Here is a 20,666-nt window from a genome sequence, read left to right as displayed (position 1 = left end):
AGCGGCGGAATTACCGTGTGATCGTCCGGCCGTGACGTCACCGGTAGGCAGGCACGAGCAGCGCCTGCCCGACCTGCAGCCCGCTGCCCGTCATCTCGTTCATCTTCGTGATCTCCTCGATGACGGCCTGCCGCGGGAGATCGGGGGCCACCCGCGCCGCGACGGAGTTCAACGACTCCCCCGCTCGCACGTGCACGACCTCGGTCGCCGTGGGCGTCGGGGTGGTCGACTGCTGGTAATCGCTGCCGGCCACGGCCACCAGCCAGACCAGCAGCGCCAGGGCGACGCCGGTAAGCACAGCCACCATCGCACCGCTCCGACGGGCGGTGCGATGCGCGGTGACACGCGGGCCGACCGGCGAGGAACAGCGGGTACCCGCAACCAGCGGAGCGCGGCGTACACCGGGCCGGGCCGGGCCCGCGTACGCCGGTCGCCTGCGTGCCGGCTCGCGCTCGAGCGTGCGCCGTTCCGGGAGACTGCGCTCCGACGACCGGTGTTTGAGCACGCGGTGTTCGACGGTCGCGCGGGCCGAAATCGATGTCCCGCGGCGGGCGGCGGTGTGGTGGGCCGTCCGCCGGGACCGAACCTGCAGGTCGTCGGCGCCCGGCGTGGTGGGCAGAAGTACGGTCGGCATGGTGTCTCCCTGTCTCGATCATGCATTCGAAGAACGGATGTTCGAGTTCTACCACGGGGCTCCGACAATTTCTCGCGACACGTCGAACACATGTTTGAGGTTGCCTGTCGCCTCGGCTACCCTGGCCGGTGTTCAGCTCTCCACAGGGCCCGTCAACCAGGGCGTACTCCGACAGGACGTGCGCACCGACCGAAAGGATGCGAACCCCATGAGTGAGAAGAAGGGCCGTTCGTCCGACCCCGAGGCGACCACCGTCACCGACTCGGACGACTCCGACGAGACCGTCGCGACCGGCCCGATCGATCCGGCGGCCGTCGAGGCCGCGCTCACCCCGCGCCAGAAGGGCGTGCTCGACGTGATCCGCAAGTCCGTGCGCGAGCGGGGATACCCGCCGAGCATCCGCGAGATCGGCGACGCCGTCGGCCTGGCGTCGACCTCATCGGTCGCACACCAGCTACGGACCCTCGAGCGCAAGGGTCTGCTCAAACGCGACCACAACCGGCCCCGTGCGGTGAACGTCCAGGACGGCGATCCCACACCCACCGACGACAATCCGAATGCGTCGAATCTCCCCACGCCGACGTTCGTGCCGGTCCTGGGGCGCATCGCGGCCGGCGGACCGATCCTGGCCGAGGAGGCCGTCGAGGACGTCTTCCCGCTGCCGCGTGAACTCGTGGGCGACGGGTCGCTGTTCCTGTTGCGCGTCGTCGGCGAGTCGATGATCGACGCGGCCATCTGCGACGGCGACTGGGTGGTCGTACGGCAGCAGAACGTCGCCGACAACGGCGACATCGTTGCAGCGATGATCGATGGCGAGGCGACGGTCAAGACCTTCAAGCGCAAGGACGGTCATGTGTGGCTGATGCCGCACAACGACCTGTTCGAGCCCATCCCCGGCGACGACGCCGCGATCCTGGGCAAGGTCGTCACGGTGATGCGCCGCATCTGAGCGGAGCCACCCGCGCCGGACCGTTCGGTCGGATCGCTCAGCCGCGCAACGCTTCGGCTGCCGCGGTACGCGCATCGGCCGGTGATGCGGTGGCCAGTGCGGCACGGGCGGCGGAGCGGCACGCCTCGAGGTCGACCTCGGCGAGCTTCGCCCCCACCGCGGGCGCCGCGGCCGGGGCACTCGACAGCGAGGTGACGCCGAGTCCGACGAGAACACACGCGAGCAGCGGGTCGGCGGCGGCCTCGCCGCACACCCCCACCGGGGTCTCGCTGCGGGTGCCGGCCTCGGCGACACCGGCGATCAGCGAGAGCACGGCAGGCTGCCACGGGTCGGTGAGCCCGGCGAGTTCGGCCGACATCCGGTCGGCGGCCATCGTGTACTGCGTCAGGTCGTTGGTGCCGATCGAGACGAAGTCGACCTCGGCGAGGATGGACGGTGCGAGGATCGCCGCCGACGGGATCTCGATCATCACCCCCGCCACGAGCCCGCGGCCGCGGACCTCGGCGGCGAATTCGGCGGCTTCGGCGGCCGAGGCGATCATCGGCGCCATCACCCAGGGCGTGGTCCCGGTCTCCTGCGCGGCGCGGGCGATCGCGTCGAGTTGTCCGGCACGGATCTCGGGATGTGTCGCGGCGATCCGGTTGCCCCGTACCCCCAGTGCGGGATTCGCCTCGGTGCCGTGATCGACGAATTTCAGTGGCTTGTCCGAGCCGGCATCCAGGGTCCGAACGACGACCTTCTTGCCGTCGAAAGCCTCGATGACCTCGCGATAGAGCGCTGCCTGCTCCTGCACCGACGGCTCGTCGGCCCGATCGAGGAAGGCGAGTTCGGTGCGGAACAGACCCACCCCCTCGACGGGGTACGCCGTGGCCGCGCGCGCCGAGACGCCGTCGGCGACGTTGGCCAGGATGGCCACCTCCACGCCATCGGCGGTGCGTCCGGGCCCGCTCCATCCCGCGATCGCCTCCGCCTCCCGCCGGCTCTGCTCCACCTCGTCCTTGGCGCGCTCCGGATCAGGTTGGACGACAACGGTTCCCGCCGTCCCATCGACGAGCACAGGTGTGCCCGCGGATACCTCGTCGAGACCGGCGACCGCCACCACGCACGGAATCCCGAGTTGGCGGGCGATGATCGCGGTGTGACTGGTCGGGCCGCCGAGCCGGGTGGCCAGCGCGGTGATCAGTTTCGGGTCGAGGCCGGCGGTGTCGGCGGGCGCGAGGTCGTCGGCGAGGAGCACCGACGGTTCGTCGGGCACGGGGACCCCCGGTTCGGGTTCGCCGAGCACCTCGGCCACCACCCGATCGCGGACGTCGTTGAGGTCGGTGATGCGCTCGGCCATGATCCCGCCGAGTTTGGCGAACATCGCGGCGAACTGTTCGGTGGCCGCGGCGGCCGCGGCCGGGGCCGGGGTGCCGTCGGCAATCAGCTTGGCAACCGTCCCGATCCATCCCCGATCCTCGACGAGGCCCGCGGTGGCGATCAGGACCTCGGCGGCGGCGCCCGAGGCGTGCGATGCGCGCTCACGCAGTCGGGCGGCGACCACGGCGGCGGCATCGGCGAAGCGGGCCTTCTCGGCTTCACGGTCGGCCTCGGCCACCACGTGTGAGCCGGGATCGGTGGAGGCGACGCTCACCCGCTCACCCGGCCGGACGACCGGCCCGTAGGCCTTGCCGCCGACGACGGGCGTCCCGTGCAGCGTGGTGTCGGCATCCGACGCACTGCTCTCGGTCTGCGTGTGCTGGGGGCGAACCTGTTGATCCACGGTTCCGGCCTTTCCTCGTCCTTCAGTGATGCGGTTGTTCGGTGATGCGGTGGTGCGGGTGTTCGGTGATGCAGGTCGTACCGGTCAAGCGGTCGTTCTGTGTGATCCGACCAGGCGTCCGATGGATGTGAAACACCGGTACGTCACCACCTCTTGTGATCGAAGTTACAAGAAATCCTTGACTTGTCAACATAAACAGGCGTAAACACAGATATATCAACACCGAGTCCCACAGAAACCCACATGGGGTCGGTGGTCGGAAAGAGATCGGAGAGACGTGTACGCGGAAGAACGACAGCAGGCGATCGCCGAGCTGGTCCGCTCGAAGGGCCGCGCCTCGGTGAGCGCGCTCGCCGAGCGCTTCGAGGTCACCAGCGAGACGGTGCGACGCGATCTGGCCAGCCTGGAACGCGCCGGCCATCTGCAGCGCGTACACGGTGGCGCGGTTCGTCCCGGCCTGGTCCAGATCGTCGACGAGCAGGGCATCGGCGAGCGCGAGGCCAGCCATGCCGATCAGAAGGTGGCGATCGGCCGTGCGGCGATGCGTTTCCTGCCGCCCGACGGCGGCTCGCTCGCTCTCGACGCCGGCACCACCACCTACCAGGCCGCACTCAACATCCCCACCGACCGACGCCTGAGCGTGGTCACCAGCAGCCTGCCCCTGGCCACGCTTCTTGCCGAACATCCCAGCGCCACACTGCATCTGGTGGGCGGACGAGTCCGTAGTCTGACGCAGGCCGCGGTCGGCGCCGAGACGGTGTCCCGACTCCGGCAGTTCCGCTCGACGGTCGCCTTCATCGGCACCAACGGGGTCAGCGAGGGGCTTGGTCTGTCCACACCGGACCCCGACGAGGCGGCGGTGAAGTCGGCGCTGGTGCGCTCGGCTCAGCGCGTGATCGTGCTCGCCGACTCCTCGAAGATGAATCGAGAGGATTTCGCCGGTTTCGCCGACCTCGACGACGTCGATGTCCTCATCACCGACGCCGGTATCGATCCCACCTTCTCCGCGGTGCTCTCCGCGCGCGGGATCGAGGTCGTGATCGCATGATCCTCACCGTCACCGCCAACCCGAGCCTCGACCGCACCCTGGAGATCGCCGGTCCCCTCCAACGCGGCGAGGTACAACGCACCGTCGGTGTCCGCGCCGAGCCGGGCGGCAAGGGCGTCAACGTTTCCCGCGTCATCGCCGAGGCGGGCCTGACCACCCTCGCGGTCCTGCCGGCACGCAACGGCGATCCGCTGCTGACCGCGTTGGACCAGGTCGGACTCCGCCACGAGGCCCTCGCCGTGCCCGGTGAGGTGCGGTCGAACATCACCATCGCCGAACCCGACGGCACCACGACCAAGATCAACGCCTCCGGTCAATTCCTCGACGACCGTCAGGTGCGTGCGCTGACCGATCTCGTGTTGGCCCGCGCGGCCGGCGCCGACTGGGTGGCCCTGTGCGGATCACTGCCACCGGGTGTTGCCGACGACTGGTATCGCGTGCTCGCCGACCAACTCATCGCGCGCGGACACCGGGTCGCCATCGACACCTCGGGCGCTCCCCTGTCGGCGGCGGTGACCGGACGCGTCGACCTGATCAAGCCGAACGAGTACGAACTCGCCGAGGTCAGTGGTGCCGATCCGGAGATCCTGCGTCGCGCCGCCACCGAGGGTGATCTGTCGCCCATCGTCTCGGCGTCGGCCGACATGGCGCACCGCATCGGCGGCGCCGTGCTGGCCACCCTCGGCGCGGCCGGCGCACTGCTGACCACCGAGTCCGGTAGCTGGTTCGCCACGCCGCCGCCGATCGTCCCGCGCAGCACCGTCGGCGCAGGCGACTCCTCGCTGGCCGGCTACCTGATCGCCGAGACCCGGGGCGACGACGAGCCCGGACGCTTGCGCAGCGCGGTTGCCTACGGCGCCGCGGCGGCCGCACTCGCCGGCACCCAGCCTCCCCGCCCCGACCACCTCGATCCCGACCATGTCGTGATCACCGATCTCGCCGGAGCCGCCCCCACCCCATGACACCACCCGTGACCCAGAACCAGACCCCCACCATCAACACCCCCACCAGGACACAGCAGTAAGGAAACCCATGTCCGAGCAGATCATCACCGCAGCCACGGTGAATCTCGACGTCGACGCAGGCGACGACCCGTCGGCGGTGATCAATCACCTCGCCGAGAACCTCGGCGAAGCCGGTCGTACCAGCGAACCCGCCGACCTCGCGCGCGCCGCACTCGCCCGAGAAGCCAAGTCCGCCACCGGCCTACCCGGCGGGATCGCCATCCCCCACGCCCGCGCCGCATCGGTGTCGCAGGCGAGCCTGGCGATGGCGCGGCTGTCGAAGAAGGTCGACTTCGGCGCCCCCGACGGTCCGGCCGACATCGTCTTCCTCATCGCCGCCCCCGAGGGCGGTGCCTCCGAGCACATGAAACTGCTCAGCTCGCTCGCTCGTGCGCTGGTGCGCCCCGACTTCGTCGCCTCACTGCGGGCAGCGCGCACCGACGACGAGATCGTCGACCTCGTCGACGGTGCGATCAATCCGCCCGCGGCCGGCTCGAGCACCGCCGCGAACACGAGCACCGAGAAAGTGGCAACGCAGAAGGTGGCCACCGACAAGGTGACCACCCAGAAGTCCCCCCCGGCCGACTCGTCGACCCCGGACGCGCCGACGAGCGACACGCCGATGTCGATCGTCGCGATCACCGCGTGCCCCACCGGGATCGCCCACACCTACATGGCCGCCGACGCGCTGAAGTACGCCGCCGAGCGCGCCGGTGTCGACTTCCACGTCGAGCCCCAGGGTTCCTCGGGAACCACCCCGTTCACCCCGGACGTCATCGCCGGCGCCGACGCCGTCATCTTCGCCACCGACGTCGGCGTCAAGGGCAAGAGCCGGTTCCACGGCAAGCCGGTCATCGAGTCCGGTGTCAAGCGCGCCATCAACGAACCCGACGCGATGATCGCCGAAGCGCTTGCGGCAGCGAAGAATCCGCACGCGGCGGTGGTGCGCGCCGGCGACGGCGACAGTGCCGCCGCCGGTGCCACGGAGAAGGGCGGGCTCAGCCTGGGCAAGCAGGTTCAGCAGGCCCTGATGACCGGCGTCAGCTACATGATCCCGTTCGTCGCGGCAGGCGGTCTGCTGATCGCCCTCGGATTCCTGTTGGCCGGCTACCAGATCGCCAACAAGAACATCGACAAGACGATGAGCGACGGTGCCTACATCGCGCTGCACAACACGCTCTGGAATCTCCCGGCAGGAGGACTCGGCACCTATCTGGGGGCGGTGAGCTTCGCGATCGGCTCCCTGGCGATGGGCATGCTGGTCCCGGCGTTGGCCGGGTACATCTCGTTCGCGATCGCCGACCGGCCCGGTATCGCTCCCGGCTTCGTCGCCGGCCTGGTGTCGGTGGCCGTCGGCGCCAGCTTCATCGGCGGCCTGATCGGTGGCCTCGCGGCCGGCGTCATCTGCCTGGCGATCTCTCGACTTCCGTTGCCGCAGTGGGCGCGTGGCCTGATGCCGGTGGTGATCATCCCGCTCTTCGGCAGCCTCGTCATCGGTGCGGTGATGTTCATGTTCCTCGGCAGGCCGCTGGCGTGGCTCACCACCGAGATGAACAACGGCCTCAGCAGCATGACCGGTGGCTCGGCGATCATCCTGGGCATCGTGCTGGGCCTGATGATGTGCTTCGACCTCGGCGGCCCGGTGAACAAGGCGGCCTATCTGTTCGCCACCACCGGCCTCGCGGTCGGCGGCTCGGCGCAGCTGGAGATCATGGCCGCGGTCATGTGTGCCGGCATGGTCCCGCCGCTGGCAATGGCCCTGGCGTCCACGGTCCTACGTCCGCAGCTGTTCACCGAACCCGAGCGCGAGAACGGCAAGGCCGCTTGGCTTCTCGGCGCCTCGTTCATCTCCGAGGGTGCCATTCCGTTCGCCGCGACCGATCCGCTGCGGGTGATCCCGTCGATGATGGCCGGCGGTGCCCTGTCCGGCGCGCTGATCATGGCGCTCGGCGTCGAACTGCGCGCCCCGCACGGCGGCGTGTTCGTCTTCTTCGCCATGAACGCCTGGTGGTGGTTCCTCGTCGCCCTCGCCGCGGGCACCGTTCTCTCGGCGCTGTGCGTCATCGCCGCCAAGCAGTGGGGCCGCAACCGCGACCGCACCGCCGTCGCGACCACCCCGCGGGAGGCCGTCCCCGCCTGATGGCGCGGTTCGCCCACCTCGACCGACCGCCGCGGGCACAATCGAAGGTCACGCCCGCGCGCGGTCCGTCCCCCACCACCGATCCCGTCTGAATCGATCCCCGTCCCACCAGATCCATCCAAACAGGTCAAGGAGAAACCCATCATGCCCAGCACCACCGTCGCCGTCGGCTCCGCCGTCGGACTGCACGCCCGCCCCGCGACGATCATCGCCGAGGCCGCAGCCGATGCCGGCGGCCTGATCACCCTGGCCGTCGAGGGCGGCGAGCCGGTCGACGCCGGATCGGCGCTGATGATCATGACGCTCGGCGCCGAGAAGGGCACCAACGTGGTCGTGACCGCCGAGGACCCCGCCACCGTCGACGCGATCGCCAAGTTGGTCGCCACCGACCTCGACGCCGAGTGACCCGGTAACCGAACTCTGACAACGCCATCGGCCACCGACCCCAGCGGGTCGGTGGCCGATGGCGTTGTCGCCGCAACACTCGTCCCACAAGGATTGTGACCGAGGGATTCCGGCGGTGGGAGAACCTCGGCCGGTCAGGAACGCACCGGGACGGTTTCAAGCTGGTACGCGCGTGGGGTGCGGCCCGTCGCCTGCCGAAAAGCCGAGATGAACGCACTCGGGGTGGCCCACCCGCAGTCGTGGGCGGTCGCGGTGATCGAGCGTCCCTCGGCGAGCGCGATCATGGCCTGATACACCCGGATGTTGGTGCGCCACTGCGGATAGGTCACCCCCATCTCGTCGCGGAACAGGCGTGCCAGGGTGCGTTCGCCTGCACCGGCAACCGCCGCGAGCTCACTCAGCGGGCGAGGGACGGAGAGGTCGGCGAGCACCAGGTCGCAGGCACGCGCGAGCCGGTCGTCGCGTGGGGTGGGCAGCGAGACCGGATCCTGCGGCACGCGGCGCAGCTGATCGCGCAGCACGGCGCGGATCCGGGACAGTTCGTCGAGGCCGAGGGCATCGGTCGCGACGGCGATCACCAGTTCCCGCACCAACGGCGCCACCGAGATCACCGCGGGACCGTCTGCGTCCAGCACTCGTTCGGCTGCGGCGAAGCCCACCGTATGAAACCGGCTGGTGCCGTGGAATCGGTGCTGGTGCCACGTCTCGGCGGGAATCCACACCGCGCGATTCGACGACGCGACCCAGTGTCCGTCATCGGTGGCGACGGCGATCACCCCACGGCTGACGTAGATGAGCTGGTCATCGGTGTGCCGGTGACGCTCGACGATCTCGCCGGCCGCGCGCGAGGACGTCTGGGTCACCACCCGCTCATGCTGGCTGTTTTCCGACATTGATTGACAGAATATCGGAAGACTGCAACTGGTCGACGAACCACGATGGAACCATGAGTATCGAGAACACCGCCGTCGAGGCGATTCCACCGGGGTCACGTCGACCTGCCGACTCGGGATCGGCATGGCAGCGTATGCGAATCTGGGCCACCGCCCATGCGGTCGACGACTTCTACCAGGGCCTGGTACCGGCCGCCGTACCGTTCTTCGTGCTGGAGCGGCATTACTCCTATGTGGGCGCCTCGGGTCTCGCGCTCGCCGCCACACTCGGCAGCGCACTGCCACAGGTTCTGATCGGGTTGCTGGCCGACCGGCATCGGCTGCGGTGGATGTCGCCGGTCGGGCTGGTCGTGGCCGGGTCGGGTGCCGGACTCGCGGGCCTCGCCGGCTCATACGCCCTGGTCTGGACCCTGCTGCTGATCTCCGGCTTCGGCGTGGCGATGTTCCATCCACCCGCCGGGCGCGACGCGCGGAGCGCCGCGGGCGACAGCGCGAGCGCGATGAGCCTGTTCGCCGCCGGCGGCAGCGTCGGCTTCTTCCTGGCGCCCGCCCTGGCCACCCCGGCGCTCGATGCGTGGGGTGTCGGGGCAACTGCGGTGTTCATCGGCCCGGCGGTGCTGATGGGATACATCCTCTGGCGCCATCAACGCCGGACCGCGGTACATCCCGCCGCGCGGATCGCCCACGGCGGAGTCGACCGCTGGGGCATGTTCGGCACCTTGACCGCCGTCGAAGTGGTCCGCTCGACGATCTCCTTCGGCGTCAACACCTTCATCGCGTTGTATTGGATACGACACCTCGGGGCGTCGAGTTCGATTGCGGGACTTGCCCTCACGCTGCAGTTGGTGGGCGGGGTGTTCGGCACGCTGGCCGGCGGGCGGCTCGGCGACCGGGTCGGGATGGTGCGCACCGTGCAGATCGGCAACATCGCGCTGATCCCCGCCTTGTTCGCCATGCTGGCGTGCGGCCATCAGATCGCGGCACTGCCCCTGGTCTTCGTGGTCGGCCTGGTGACCAACATCCCGTTCGCCGTGCTGGTGAAGCTGGGCCAGGACTATCTGCCCAACCGCCCCGGCACCGCGGCCGGTGTCACCCTGGGGCTCGCGGTCAGTGCCGGCGGTCTGTTCATGCCGTTGTTGGGGATGGTCGCCGACCGGTGGGGCACGCAGGCCGTGTTCGTCGTGCTCGGCTGCATCCCGGTTCTCGCACTCGCCCTGTCGAGCGGGTTGCGCGAACCGACACCCGCACCCGAGGCCGTCCGGACCGACCCATGATCAGCGTGACGCGGTCGGCACCGGCGACGGTCAGGACCGCGTGACCACGAGGTCGGCGAGCTGACCGGCGAAGGCCTGCGGCACCCGCACCGTCATGCGGGTGCCGTCGGCGGTGTGGTCGCTGGCGAGCACCTCACCCTCCTCGTGGATACGCGAGATTAGGTCGCCCCGGGTGTAGGGCACGGCGAGGGTCAGTTCGACGTCGGTCCGGCCGACGAATTCCCGTACCCGATCGAACAGGTCCGGCAATCCCTCACCGGTGCGCGCCGAGACGAAGACCGCGTCGGGGGCCATCGCCCGCAATTCGGTCATCCGGGTGTGGTCGATCGCGTCGATCTTGTTGATCACGAGCAGTTCCGGCGGCGAGGACACCCCCTCCTCGGCGACGACCTCGTTGATCACCCGACGAACCGCGGCGATCTGCTCCGCGGGGAACTCGTCACTGCCGTCGACGACGTGCAACAGCAGGTCGGCGTCGACGACCTCCTCGAGAGTGGAGCGGAAGGCTTCGACGAGCTGGGTCGGCAGGTGGCGGACGAAGCCGACGGTGTCGGTGAAGACCACCTCGCGACCGTCGTCGAGCGTGGCCCGGCGGGTCGTCGGGTCGAGGGTCGCGAACAGGGCGTCCTGCACCAGCATGCCCGCGCCCGTCATCGCGTTGACCAACGACGACTTCCCGGCGTTGGTGTAGCCGGCGACCGTCAGCGACGGCACCGCGCTGCGGCTGCGGGCCGATCGCTTGGTCACGCGCGCCTTCTTCATGTCCCGGATCTCGCGCCGCAACTTGGCCATGCGCTCACGAATCCGGCGACGATCGGTCTCGATCTTGGTCTCACCGGGACCGCGCAGGCCGACGCCACCGTTGCTGCCGGCACGACCACCGGCCTGCCGTGACATCGACTCACCCCAGCCACGCAGGCGGGGCATCATGTACTCCATCTGGGCCAGCGACACCTGTGCCTTGCCCTCGCGGGAGGTGGCGTGTTGGGCGAAGATGTCGAGGATCAGCGCGGTCCGGTCGATGACCTTGACCTTGACGACCTTCTCCAGCGCGGTGAGCTGACCGGGGGTGAGCTCACCGTCGCAGATGACGGTGTCGGCGCCGGTGGCCAGCACGATCTCGCGCAGTTCCTCGGCCTTGCCGGACCCGATGTAGGTGCCGGGGTCGGGAGCGTTGCGCCGCTGGATGACGGCATCGAGAACCGCCGACCCGGCGGTCTCGGCCAGCGCGGCGAGCTCGGTCATCGCCGCGCGCGCCTGCGCCGAGGTGCCCTCGGTCCAGACACCGACCAGCACGACGCGTTCGAGCCGGAGCTGCCGGTACTCGACCTCGGTGATGTCGGTGAGCTCGGTCGACAGACCGGCCACGCGCTGCAGGGAGGCACGCTCGGACAATTGGAGTTCGCCGGTGGTCGGCTCGTCGGCGCGGTGACTCCCGGTGAAGCCCTGATCGTCGGTGAGGTCGGTGTCGTCGGAGACACCGATGTCCTCGGGGAGATCAGGGGTCGGGATGGGATATGCGGTGTGCGTCGTGTTGCTCATACGCCTTCCATGGTCGCATGCGGCAACGATGCAGCGCACACGAATATTTCGCGGCACCCGGCGGCGCCGACCGCCCGGCCGTCCCGGCGGCGCGCCCCGGTCGTGTCAGGAACCGTCCCATCCGGCGCGCAACGCACCGTCGGCGACCAGTTCCGACGGACCGCGCAGCCACGCGTCGTCGGCGAGGATGCGGACCTCGACCCGCCCGCCCGGCACGTCGATCACCAACTCCCCGACCCGCTCACCCCGATGGCGTAGCGCGGCCGCCGCGGCGGCGACCAAACCCGTTCCACAGCTTCGGGTTTCACCGACGCCACGTTCGAACACCCGCATCCGGGCGTGCAGACGTCCATCGACGGCCTCGGGGACGGTCAACAGTTCGACGTTGGCGCCGTGGGCGAAGACCTCGGGGTCGATCACGACACCCCGGGAGAAGTCGACGGCGGCCAGGCCGGCGGCATCGAGTTCGGGAACGACACAGGCCAGATGCGGATTGCCGACGTCGACCGCCACCCCGGGGTACAGATCGTCACCGATGCGGACCGTCGAGGGTTCCCCCACGCTCGCCGGGCCCATCTGCACACTGACGTCGGCGCGCAGCCGGTCGAAAGTGTGCACGATGACCGGACGGGCACCGGCACGCGAGCCCACGGTGAATTCGTCGGTGGCCACCAGGCCCGACGCGCGCAGGTGATGGGCGAAGACGCGGACCCCGTTGCCGCACATCTCGGCGATCGAGCCGTCGGCGTTGCGATAGTCCATGAACCAGTCGTCGGGGCGCACCTGATCCGGCAGGACCTCGAGCACCCCGGCCGCGACCAGCGCACCCGATCGGGCGACCCGCAACAGCCCGTCGGAGCCGATACCGCGTTGTCGATCGCACAGGGCGGCGACGAGATCGACACTCAGTGCGATCTCGGCCGCGGGATCGGTGAGGATGACGAAGTCGTTCTGGGTGCCGTGACCCTTCACGAACGGCAGGCCACTCATCGATTCGGCGGCGGTGGTCGAGGCGCTGGTCGTCACCGGTCCAGGGTAGCCAGTGCCCGATCGGTGAGGTCGGCGGCCGCGGCGTCGAGCCACACGATCCGATGATCACGCCGGAACCAGGAACGCTGCCGGCGAACATAGCGCCGGGTGCCGATCACGGTCAGCTCGACGGCCCGGTCGAGGTCGTACTCGCCGTCGAGGGCGGCCAGGGTCTGTGCGTATCCGATCGCCCGGCGCGCGGTGCGCCCCTCACGCAGACCGTTCTCCGCCAGCCCGGCCACCTCGTCGACCAGGCCGTCGGCGAACATCGCCGCGGTGCGCGCGACGATCCGCTCGTCGAGGTCTGCGGTTTCTCGGTCGAGAGCGAGAATCCTTGTACCCCAGTGTGGTTCACCGATCTTCGGAGCCGACGCGGCGAACGGCTCACCGGTGAGTTCGACGACCTCGAGGGCCCGCACGATCCGGCGACCGTCGGTGTCGAGGATCGCTTCGGCCGCGGCGGGGTCGACCTCGGCGAGCTTGCGGTGCAGGGCGGCGACGCCGATCTGCGCCAGCATCTCCTCGTAACGCGCACGAACCTGCGGGTCGGTCGCCGGAAACTGCCAGTCGTCGAGCAACCCCTGGATGTAGAGCATCGATCCGCCGACGATCACCGGGGTCCGGCCGGCCGAGAGCAACTCCTCGATGTCGCGCGTGGCCGCGGCCTGATATCGCGCGACCGTCGCGACCTCGGTCACGTCGAGGACGTCGATCTGGTGATGGGTGATGCCACGACGCTGCACGACGGCGAGTTTCGCGGTCCCGATGTCCATTCCGCGGTACTGCTGCATCGCGTCGATATTGACGATCTCCCCGTCGAGGGCCTCGGCGAGATCGAGCGCGAGATCGGACTTGCCGACCGCCGTGGGACCCACCACCGCCACCGGAACCGGAACCGGCAGACCACCGCCGGTCATGATCGGTTCCGGTTCGGCGTCCAACGTGCCACGACATACCCCACACCGAACGGCGCAGCGGCATACAGGCATTCGGCGTTCAACCCAGCTGCGTCCAACCCAGCTGCGTCCAACCCGGCTGCATCCAACCCGGGGGGATGCAGCTCGGCAGGGGTCACACCGGTGTGCGTACCCGCCGCACGGGCGACGGCCGCCGCGACCTGCCAGGCGACTCGTCCGCCGACACCCTCGGCGTGGCACTCCTCTACGTCGAGGCCGGCCAGAGCCGACAGATCCGCGGATTCGAGGGCGGCATCGATCCGCTCCTGCAACCGCACGGCCGATTCGCGCTCGCCGCCGCCCGGGGCCTTCGGGGACAGCGCGATCGCACCGTCCCCCACCACCAGCAGACCGACCGGTTCGGACACCGTCGACAGCGCCGCTGCGATCCCCTCCCCCACCGCCGCACACTGTTCGGGGCTCGCCGACGGGTCGAGCACCACCGGCGTCACGCGGTCGGCTCCCGCCTGCTCCCGCAGCCAGGCGGCGATCAGCATCGACAGCGGCAGTCGCGTCCGGTCGGCGCCGGCGCCGGTATCCGCCGACGGCGCCTCGGCGGTGGGATCCGCGGCGGAATCCAGGGTCACCGGCACGTCGACACCGAAACGCGCAAAGGTCCCGGTCGCGGCCACATCGGTGCGGCAGCGCGGCCGGTCGGTGCGGACGGCCGCGTCGGGTCCCGCGGCTTCCGGGGCGGTCGCCGTGTCGTCGGCGCCGACGGCGACCCATCGCGTGGCCGAGTCCACCAGCGCGGTCACCGCCGAGCGCGTCGCCTCGCGAACCGGCCGCGTGTCGTCGGCGTCGGGACCGGCGAGTTCGGGTACCAACAAGGGCGCACTCGGGACGAATACCGCGCAGGTGAACACCTGCTCGACGCTAGTCGACGGCGTGAGGCCACCGTGGACACCCCGGGCGGGCGTCGCCGGCCGGACCGCGCCGATCCGACGACGAGCGGGACCCATTGTTCCGCAGCCCACACGCGATGAACTCTGAGCTGCTTGAATGGACTCCAGCCCGGCGGCCTGACGCGGTCGGGGATCGAAGTGAACGGCAGCCGTGACGCGCGGCACCACGAGGCGGGAAGGGGCACCTGCACATGAGCGGACCAGACGGGACACCGGAGAACAGCGGGCACGAGGCCAGCGGTGGCGATACCGAGACCAGCGCACCCACCACGGCACCGGCGGCCTCGCCCCCGGCGCCCAAACCCGGCCCTCGCCCGGGCCCGCGTCCCGGGCCGCGGCCTCGTCCCCAACCGGGACCGGCAGCGTCCGCCCCGATCCCGGTGGTCACCCCGAATCCGTTGCCGCACACAGATCCCCATCGGTTCGGGCGGATCGATGCCGACGGCGTCGTATGGCTGAAGACCTCCTCCGGCGAACGACAGATCGGATCGTGGCAAGCCGGGTCCATCGAGGACGGGCTCGAACACTTCGGGCGGCGATTCGACGATCTGGCAACCGAGGTCGAGATCCTCGAGGAACGCCTCGCCGCGCGGTCCGGCGATCCGCGCAAGGCACAGGCCGCCGCCAAGCATCTTCTGGAGACTCTCCCCGACGCCGCGGTGATCGGTGATGTCGATGCGCTCGCCGAGCGGTTGTCGGCGATCGTCGGGACCGCGGACGAGGTCGCCGACTCACTCAAGGCCGAGCGGGAGGCCACCCGCGCTGCCGCGATCGCCCGCAAGGAGGAACTAGCCGCCGAGGCCGAGACGATCGGCGCGGAGTCCACCCAGTGGAAGACGTCGGGAGACCGGTTGCGGGCGATCCTCGACGAATGGAAGTCGATCAAGGGCATCGACCGCAAGACCGACGACGTGCTGTGGAAGCGGTACGCGAAGGCGCGAGACGCGTTCAACCGCCGACGGGGTGCACATTTCGCCGAGCTCGACCGGGTACGTGCCGGCGCCAAGGCGCGCAAGGAGGAGTTGATCGCGCAGGCCGAGGAATTGTCGTCGTCGACCGACTGGGGTCCGACCTCGGCCCGCTTCCGGGAACTGCTGGGTGAGTGGAAAGCGGCGGGCCGCGCCCCCCGCGACGCCGACGAAGCACTGTGGCAGCGTTTCAAGGCCGCGCAGGACGTGTTCTTCGCCGCACGTAATGCGGTCGCCTCCGAGCGCGATGCCGAGTTCACCGCCAACGGCCAGGCGAAACTCGAGTTGCTCGCCGCCGCCGAGGCCGCCATCGATCCCGCCGCCGACCTCGAGGCGGCGCGCCGCGAGTTCCGTGCGTTCCGCGACAAGTGGGACGAGATCGGCAAGGTCCCCCGGGAGCAGATGCACAGTCTCGAGAGCCGGGCCCGCGCCCTCGAGAAGCGGATTCGCGACGCCGAGGACGCACAATGGCAGCGCACCGACCCGGAGGCGCAGGCACGCGCCGCCCAATTCGCCGACCGCGCAGCGCAATTGGAAGAACAGGCCCGCAAGGCCGAGGAGCGCGGCAAAGCACGTGACGCGGCCAAGCTGCGCGAGCAGGCGGCACAGTGGCACGAGTGGGCTCAGGCCGCCCAGACCGCGATCGACGAGCTCTGAGCCCGCGTCGGGTCACCGCCGCTCAGGCTCTGGTGTCACCGCCGGTCAGGCCCCGGTGCCACCGTCGGTGGGTGGACGGAAGTCGGTCCGGCCGCGGATGCGGCGGGTCGCCTCCTCGCGTTTGGCGGCCTCGACCCGGCGCTGTTCGGCGATGGCGAGGTGATAGGTGCTGCGTGCCCACACGACCCGCGCCCAGTGGAAGGTGAGCACGAAGACCGCGATCCAGCCGAGGATCAGCCCGATCCCGACGCCGGACGGCGGCTCGATCCCGCCGACGCCCGGGGTGTTGCGGGTCCACCAGGCCAGCATCCCGGCAACGCAGGCGACGGCCGATCCGCACAATGCGACCCACGCGATGATCCAGCGCCGGGTGAGCAGTGCGAGCATCGATGCGCCGATCCCGAAGATCACCAGCAGATAGACGAAGACCCGGGAGGTCACCGCCACCCGCTCGGTCACCGCATTCGCCGACATCGTCAGCACGTCGATCCCGCTGGCCGACCCGGTGTGCGGTAGCACCAGCGACACCATCGCGAGCAGCACCGCGACCGCCACGACGATGGCGCGCGCACCCGGGTTGATCTCGCCGGCCACCTTGCGTTCGGCCTTGCGCAGGTCGTTCTCATAGGCAGCCAGGTCGGCAAGGCTCTCCGACGATCCGGACGGACGCCGGACATCGCGACCGAGGAGTTCCGAGAGCGCCTTGTCGCCCCGCAGGTTCTCGCGGCGTTCACGCGTCGCCGCGGATTCTCCGTCGGCCGCACCCGCGACGTCGTCGCCGTCGCGTCGGTCGGAGTCCTGCGGGTTCTGATCGTCGATACTCATGTCGTCCCTCACTGTCCTGCCGTCGCCATCACGCGCCCGGGATCCGCGGGACCGGCCCCACAGGCCCCGGCACCGCAGCCGTTGTCCTCCGCGACGACCGGCGCGGGACCGATGCCGGGGATACCGAGGCCGACGCCCACCGGCGGAGTCGTCGGGGTCCGGCTCTGTTCGTGTGCGTCACCGGCTCGGGTGCGCCGATGCCCGGCCACCCCGGCGTCGGCGATGAGGTGGTGCGGCGCAGCCTCGGTGACCTCGGTGGTCACGATGTCACCGGGACGGATCGCCGTGGCGCGGTCCCCGGGACGGAAATGAACCAGCCGGCCGTCCCGCGCGCGACCGGTCATGCGGTGCGAGTGCGCGCTCTTGCGGCCCTCGTCGGCGACCACGAGCAACTCGACCTCCCGGCCGATGATCGCCCGGTTCTCCGACAGACAGATCTGCTCCTGGAGTTCGATCAGGCGTCGGTACCGCTCGGAGACGACCTCCGGCGGCACCTGCTCGTCCATCGTGGCCGCGGGCGTACCCGGTCGCGGCGAGTACTGGAAGGTGAAGGCGCTGGCGAAGCGGGCTTGTTCGACCACCTCGAGGGTCTGGACGAAGTCGTCCTCGGTCTCGCCGGGGAAGCCGACGATGATGTCGGTGGTGATGGCGGCGTGCGGCATCGCCGCACGGACCTTCTCGAGGATGCCGAGGAAGCGGGTACGCCGATAGCTGCGGCGCATCGACTTCAATATCCGGTCGGACCCGGATTGCAGCGGCATGTGCAGCTGCGGGCAGACATTCGGCGTGTGGGCCATCGCCTCGATGACATCGTCGGTGAACTCCGCCGGATGGGGCGAGGTGAACCGCACGCGCTCGAGCCCGTCGATGTCGCCGCAGGCGCGCAGCAGTTCGGCGAACGCACCGCGGTTGCGCGGGGTGTCCGGGTCGGCGAAGGACATGCCATAGGCGTTGACGTTCTGCCCGAGCAGGGTCACCTCGAGCACACCGGTGTCGACGAGGGCGCTCACCTCGGCGAGCACGTCGCCGGGCCGGCGATCGACCTCCTTGCCACGCAACGACGGCACGATGCAGAACGTGCACGTGTTGTTACATCCCACCGACACCGAAACCCAACCGGCATAGGCGGATTCGCGTTTCGCCGGCAAGGTCGAGGGAAATGCTTCGAGGGAGTCACGGATCTCGACCTGGGCGGCCTCGTTGTGGCGCGCGCGTTCGAGCAACACCGGCAACGACCCGATGTTGTGTGTGCCGAAGACGACGTCGACCCACGGCGCCCGGCCCAGCACCGCGTCCTTGTCCTTCTGCGCCAGACAACCGCCCACGGCGATCTGCATACCCGGCCGAGCGGCCTTCACCGGCGCCAGATGCGACAGATTGCCGTAGAGCTTGTTGTCGGCGTTCTCCCGGATCGCGCATGTGTTGAAGACCACAAGGTCGGCGTCGTCGTCGGAGTCGGCCCGGATGTAGCCCGCCTCCTCGAGCAACCCCGAGATGCGCTCGGAGTCATGGACGTTCATCTGGCAGCCGTAGGTGCGGACCTGATAGCGACGCACGACGTCGTCGCCCACACCGACATTCGGCGAGGTCGCTGCGGATTCGGACAGGTCGATACTCACTCGGTCCAGAGTACGGGGCGGGGGCAAATCGGCTGTCGGGCCTACGGGCGGGGTCACGTCGGGGAGCTTGAGCGGAAAAGTGCACGTGACTACCCGTTTCCTCCTGAATCGGACACGCAGGTGTCGCATTTGCCGCGCCGTTCGGACTTGTCCCCATTAGGGTTGTGACGTATGACCGAATCCCCGAACGCGGCGCCGGGTGCGGCGACCGCCGCCGATTCACCGCCGATGATCGCCATGACGAATGTGCAGAAGCACTTCGGTGAGCTCCACGTCCTCAAGGACATCAACCTCGACGTTCCACGCGGGCAGGTCGTGGTCGTGCTCGGCCCCTCGGGATCGGGTAAATCGACCCTGTGCCGCACGATCAATCGTCTCGAACCGATCGATAGCGGCGAGATCCGCATCGAAGGTGAGTTGCTACCCGCCGAGGGTAAGGATCTCGCGCGCCTGCGCGCCGATGTCGGCATGGTCTTCCAGTCGTTCAACCTGTTCGCACACAAGACGATCCTGCAGAACGTCACACTCGCGCCGACGAAGGTCCGCAAACAGAACAAGGCCAAGGCCGAGAAGCACGCCCTCCAGCTCCTCGAGCGGGTGGGCATCGCCAGTCAGAAGGACAAGTACCCGGCGCAGCTATCCGGCGGACAGCAGCAACGCGTGGCGATCGCCCGATCCCTGGCCATGAACCCCAAGATCATGCTGTTCGACGAGCCCACCTCGGCCCTCGACCCGGAGATGGTCAACGAGGTCCTCGACGTCATGGTCTCGCTGGCCAAGGAGGGCATGACGATGCTCGTGGTCACCCACGAGATGGGCTTCGCCCGCAAGGCCGCCGACCGCGTCATCTTCATGGCCGACGGCGCGGTCGTCGAGGATTCCGACCCCGAGTCCTTCTTCGACAACCCGCAGTCCGACCGCGCCAAGGACTTCCTGTCGAAGATCCTGGGTCACTGAGATGGCCAACCCCACCAACACCCCGGGATCATCGACAAGACATATGCGACAACGTTTTCCACAGACCTCCGGTCATCGGCGACGCGGACGCTCCGCGGCCCTGGGCGCCGCGGTGCTCGTGGCCGCGGTCCTCGCCGCCTGCCTGACCGCCTGCGGCAGTTCCGAACCCCGCAATCTGCTCGACTCCATTCGCAACGGAAAAGTGGTTCTGGGCACCAAGTACGACCAGCCCGGCCTGGGTATCCGCAACCCCGACCGAAGCGTCACCGGATTCGACCCGTCGATGTCGACCTACGTCGTCAATCACATCGCCGATCAGCTCAAGGTGGCTCACCCCGAGATCACCTGGCGCGAGACACCGTCAGCCCAGCGCGAGACGCTCATCAACAACGGTGAGGTCGACATGATCGCGGCCACCTACTCGATCAACGCCTCCCGCGCGAAGCAGGTCAGCTTCGCCGGGCCCTACCTGATCAACTATCAGGCGCTGCTCGTCCGCGAGGACGACAACTCGATCACCTCGCTCACCGATCTGAACAAGGGCAAGAAACTCTGCTCGGTCACCGGGTCGACGTCGGCGCAGAACGTCAAGGCGCAGCTACCCGGAGTGCAACTGCAGGAGTACGACTCGTACTCGTCGTGCGTGGAGGCCGTGCGTCGCGGCAAGGTCGACGCGTTGACCACCGACGAGGTCATCCTCGCCGGTTACGCCGACTTCTTCCCCGACGAGTTCAAGCTCGTCGGGATGACCTATCCCAAGGACGCGTGCGTGACCAGCAGCGGCAAGAAGGTCCTCAAGAAGCAGGGTGCGCCGTTCTCCACCGAGAACTACGGCATCGGCATGGCCAAGAACTACCCCGACGCGATCACCGCCGTGGACGAGGCACTCGACGCCATGCTCCAGCCGGGCCCGGGTGGAGGCGAATCCGCATGGGAGGCGGCGCTGCGCAAGGCGATCGGCAATCAGTATGTCGACGAGATGATGGCCCGTGCCGCCGCGCCCGGATCGAGCTACAAGTTCCTACCCGATCCCGGACCGCAGGCCGTCGACAAGATCGTCAACTCCACGTCCACCCCGTGCCCGCCGGGACTGAGCTGA

Annotated in this window: 18 protein-coding genes; 9 read left to right on the top strand and 9 right to left on the bottom strand. The window is 69.2% G+C overall.

The features are described 5' to 3' along the window. Positions 1-37 precede the first annotated feature (37 nt). Entirely contained in the window at positions 38-634 is a 597-nt protein-coding gene (locus J6U32_RS14780; RefSeq protein WP_208791008.1) for a LysM peptidoglycan-binding domain-containing protein, read from the bottom strand. Positions 635-842: 208 nt separating this feature from the next. Between J6U32_RS14780 and lexA the strand changes: the two genes are divergently transcribed. Continuing rightward, positions 843-1,583: a transcriptional repressor LexA gene (lexA, locus tag J6U32_RS14775; protein ID WP_208791007.1), complete on the top strand. Its 741-nt coding sequence runs from the start codon at positions 843-845 to the stop codon at positions 1,581-1,583. Between the two features lie 37 nt (positions 1,584-1,620). Here lexA and ptsP read toward each other — a convergent pair whose 3' ends face one another. Then, the gene (gene ptsP / locus J6U32_RS14770) at positions 1,621-3,345 is read right to left on the bottom strand and encodes a phosphoenolpyruvate--protein phosphotransferase (RefSeq protein ID WP_208791006.1); all 1,725 of its coding nucleotides are present in this window, start codon (positions 3,343-3,345) and stop codon (positions 1,621-1,623) included. 277 nt (positions 3,346-3,622) lie between these two features. Between ptsP and J6U32_RS14765 the strand changes: the two genes are divergently transcribed. The 4 genes from J6U32_RS14765 (at position 3,623) to J6U32_RS14750 (ending at position 7,942) form a co-directional block, all read left to right on the top strand. Continuing rightward, entirely contained in the window at positions 3,623-4,393 is a 771-nt protein-coding gene (locus J6U32_RS14765; RefSeq protein ID WP_208791005.1) for a DeoR/GlpR family DNA-binding transcription regulator, read from the top strand. Continuing rightward, a complete protein-coding gene (locus J6U32_RS14760; RefSeq protein WP_208791004.1) occupies positions 4,390-5,355 on the top strand; it encodes a 1-phosphofructokinase family hexose kinase in 966 nt (321 codons plus the stop codon). The genes J6U32_RS14765 and J6U32_RS14760 overlap by 4 nt, the downstream gene beginning before the upstream one ends. Positions 5,356-5,425: 70 nt before the next feature. Next, on the top strand, positions 5,426-7,537 hold the full coding sequence (locus J6U32_RS14755) for a PTS fructose transporter subunit IIABC (protein WP_208791003.1): 2,112 nt from the start codon (positions 5,426-5,428) through the stop codon (positions 7,535-7,537). 144 nt (positions 7,538-7,681) lie between these two features. Next, complete coding sequence (locus tag J6U32_RS14750) at positions 7,682-7,942, top strand: HPr family phosphocarrier protein (RefSeq protein WP_006371172.1); 261 nt, start codon at positions 7,682-7,684, stop codon at positions 7,940-7,942. Between the two features lie 134 nt (positions 7,943-8,076). Here the strand turns inward: J6U32_RS14750 and J6U32_RS14745 are convergent, their stop codons facing one another. Then, the gene (locus tag J6U32_RS14745; protein ID WP_208791002.1) at positions 8,077-8,835 is read right to left on the bottom strand and encodes an AraC family transcriptional regulator; all 759 of its coding nucleotides are present in this window, start codon (positions 8,833-8,835) and stop codon (positions 8,077-8,079) included. Between the two features lie 134 nt (positions 8,836-8,969). On the opposite strand from J6U32_RS14745, the gene J6U32_RS14740 reads away from it, so the two are divergent. After that, positions 8,970-10,109: an MFS transporter gene (locus J6U32_RS14740; protein WP_208796138.1), complete on the top strand. Its 1,140-nt coding sequence runs from the start codon at positions 8,970-8,972 to the stop codon at positions 10,107-10,109. A gap of 30 nt (positions 10,110-10,139) precedes the next feature. Here the strand turns inward: J6U32_RS14740 and hflX are convergent, their stop codons facing one another. The 4 genes from hflX to J6U32_RS14720 all read right to left on the bottom strand — a co-directional run bounded on the left by hflX (position 10,140) and on the right by J6U32_RS14720 (position 14,598). After that, on the bottom strand, positions 10,140-11,651 hold the full coding sequence (hflX, locus tag J6U32_RS14735) for a GTPase HflX (protein ID WP_208791001.1): 1,512 nt from the start codon (positions 11,649-11,651) through the stop codon (positions 10,140-10,142). 105 nt (positions 11,652-11,756) lie between these two features. Further along, positions 11,757-12,677 carry a diaminopimelate epimerase gene (gene dapF / locus J6U32_RS14730; protein WP_244331981.1) on the bottom strand — a complete coding sequence of 307 codons (921 nt, stop codon included), beginning with the start codon at positions 12,675-12,677 and terminating at the stop codon, positions 11,757-11,759. Then, complete coding sequence (gene miaA, locus J6U32_RS14725; protein ID WP_208791000.1) at positions 12,674-13,597, bottom strand: tRNA (adenosine(37)-N6)-dimethylallyltransferase MiaA; 924 nt, start codon at positions 13,595-13,597, stop codon at positions 12,674-12,676. The genes dapF and miaA overlap by 4 nt, the downstream gene beginning before the upstream one ends. Continuing rightward, positions 13,594-14,598, bottom strand: coding sequence for a hypothetical protein (locus tag J6U32_RS14720; RefSeq protein ID WP_244331979.1), 1,005 nt, complete (start codon positions 14,596-14,598; stop codon positions 13,594-13,596). The genes miaA and J6U32_RS14720 overlap by 4 nt, the downstream gene beginning before the upstream one ends. 134 nt (positions 14,599-14,732) lie before the next feature. Here J6U32_RS14720 and J6U32_RS14715 point away from each other — a divergent pair, with 134 nt between their 5' ends. Continuing rightward, positions 14,733-16,166 carry a DUF349 domain-containing protein gene (locus J6U32_RS14715; RefSeq protein ID WP_208790999.1) on the top strand — a complete coding sequence of 478 codons (1,434 nt, stop codon included), beginning with the start codon at positions 14,733-14,735 and terminating at the stop codon, positions 16,164-16,166. A 45-nt stretch (positions 16,167-16,211) separates the two neighbouring features. Here J6U32_RS14715 and J6U32_RS14710 read toward each other — a convergent pair whose 3' ends face one another. Both J6U32_RS14710 and miaB read right to left on the bottom strand, forming a co-directional pair. Continuing rightward, the gene (locus tag J6U32_RS14710) at positions 16,212-16,991 is read right to left on the bottom strand and encodes an Rv2732c family membrane protein (protein ID WP_208790998.1); all 780 of its coding nucleotides are present in this window, start codon (positions 16,989-16,991) and stop codon (positions 16,212-16,214) included. Positions 16,992-16,999: 8 nt separating this feature from the next. Continuing rightward, positions 17,000-18,610 (bottom strand): tRNA (N6-isopentenyl adenosine(37)-C2)-methylthiotransferase MiaB, encoded by a 1,611-nt coding sequence (gene miaB / locus J6U32_RS14705; protein WP_432276971.1) that lies wholly within the window; start codon positions 18,608-18,610, stop codon positions 17,000-17,002. Positions 18,611-18,838: 228 nt separating this feature from the next. Here miaB and J6U32_RS14700 point away from each other — a divergent pair, with 228 nt between their 5' ends. Together J6U32_RS14700 and J6U32_RS14695 are read left to right on the top strand one after the other, a co-directional pair. Further along, on the top strand, positions 18,839-19,567 hold the full coding sequence (locus J6U32_RS14700; protein ID WP_208796134.1) for an amino acid ABC transporter ATP-binding protein: 729 nt from the start codon (positions 18,839-18,841) through the stop codon (positions 19,565-19,567). A gap of 43 nt (positions 19,568-19,610) precedes the next feature. Continuing rightward, a complete protein-coding gene (locus J6U32_RS14695) occupies positions 19,611-20,666 on the top strand; it encodes a glutamate ABC transporter substrate-binding protein (RefSeq protein WP_208796133.1) in 1,056 nt (351 codons plus the stop codon).

Origin of the sequence: Gordonia polyisoprenivorans, assembly GCF_017654315.1 — a bacterium.
In the GTDB taxonomy this organism is placed as follows: Bacteria; Actinomycetota; Actinomycetes; order Mycobacteriales; family Mycobacteriaceae; genus Gordonia; species Gordonia polyisoprenivorans_A.
This window is presented reverse-complemented; position numbering and strand designations above follow the sequence as displayed.

What these genes read in the sequence shown, in the direction of transcription:
- J6U32_RS14760 (WP_208791004.1), top strand. Translation starts at nt 4,390, where the DNA reads ATGATCCTCACCGTCACCGCCAACCCGAGCCTCGACCGCACCCTGGAG.
- J6U32_RS14745 (WP_208791002.1), bottom strand. Translation starts at nt 8,835, where the DNA reads ATGTCGGAAAACAGCCAGCATGAGCGGGTGGTGACCCAGACGTCCTCG.
- J6U32_RS14700 (WP_208796134.1), top strand. Translation starts at nt 18,839, where the DNA reads ATGATCGCCATGACGAATGTGCAGAAGCACTTCGGTGAGCTCCACGTC.
- J6U32_RS14715 (WP_208790999.1), top strand. Translation starts at nt 14,733, where the DNA reads ATGAGCGGACCAGACGGGACACCGGAGAACAGCGGGCACGAGGCCAGC.
- J6U32_RS14755 (WP_208791003.1), top strand. Translation starts at nt 5,426, where the DNA reads ATGTCCGAGCAGATCATCACCGCAGCCACGGTGAATCTCGACGTCGAC.
- miaA (WP_208791000.1), bottom strand. Translation starts at nt 13,597, where the DNA reads ATGACCGGCGGTGGTCTGCCGGTTCCGGTTCCGGTGGCGGTGGTGGGT.
- hflX (WP_208791001.1), bottom strand. Translation starts at nt 11,651, where the DNA reads ATGAGCAACACGACGCACACCGCATATCCCATCCCGACCCCTGATCTC.
- J6U32_RS14695 (WP_208796133.1), top strand. Translation starts at nt 19,611, where the DNA reads ATGCGACAACGTTTTCCACAGACCTCCGGTCATCGGCGACGCGGACGC.
- J6U32_RS14750 (WP_006371172.1), top strand. Translation starts at nt 7,682, where the DNA reads ATGCCCAGCACCACCGTCGCCGTCGGCTCCGCCGTCGGACTGCACGCC.
- J6U32_RS14780 (WP_208791008.1), bottom strand. Translation starts at nt 634, where the DNA reads ATGCCGACCGTACTTCTGCCCACCACGCCGGGCGCCGACGACCTGCAG.
- lexA (WP_208791007.1), top strand. Translation starts at nt 843, where the DNA reads ATGAGTGAGAAGAAGGGCCGTTCGTCCGACCCCGAGGCGACCACCGTC.
- J6U32_RS14740 (WP_208796138.1), top strand. Translation starts at nt 8,970, where the DNA reads ATGCGAATCTGGGCCACCGCCCATGCGGTCGACGACTTCTACCAGGGC.
- J6U32_RS14710 (WP_208790998.1), bottom strand. Translation starts at nt 16,991, where the DNA reads ATGAGTATCGACGATCAGAACCCGCAGGACTCCGACCGACGCGACGGC.
- J6U32_RS14720 (WP_244331979.1), bottom strand. Translation starts at nt 14,598, where the DNA reads ATGGGTCCCGCTCGTCGTCGGATCGGCGCGGTCCGGCCGGCGACGCCC.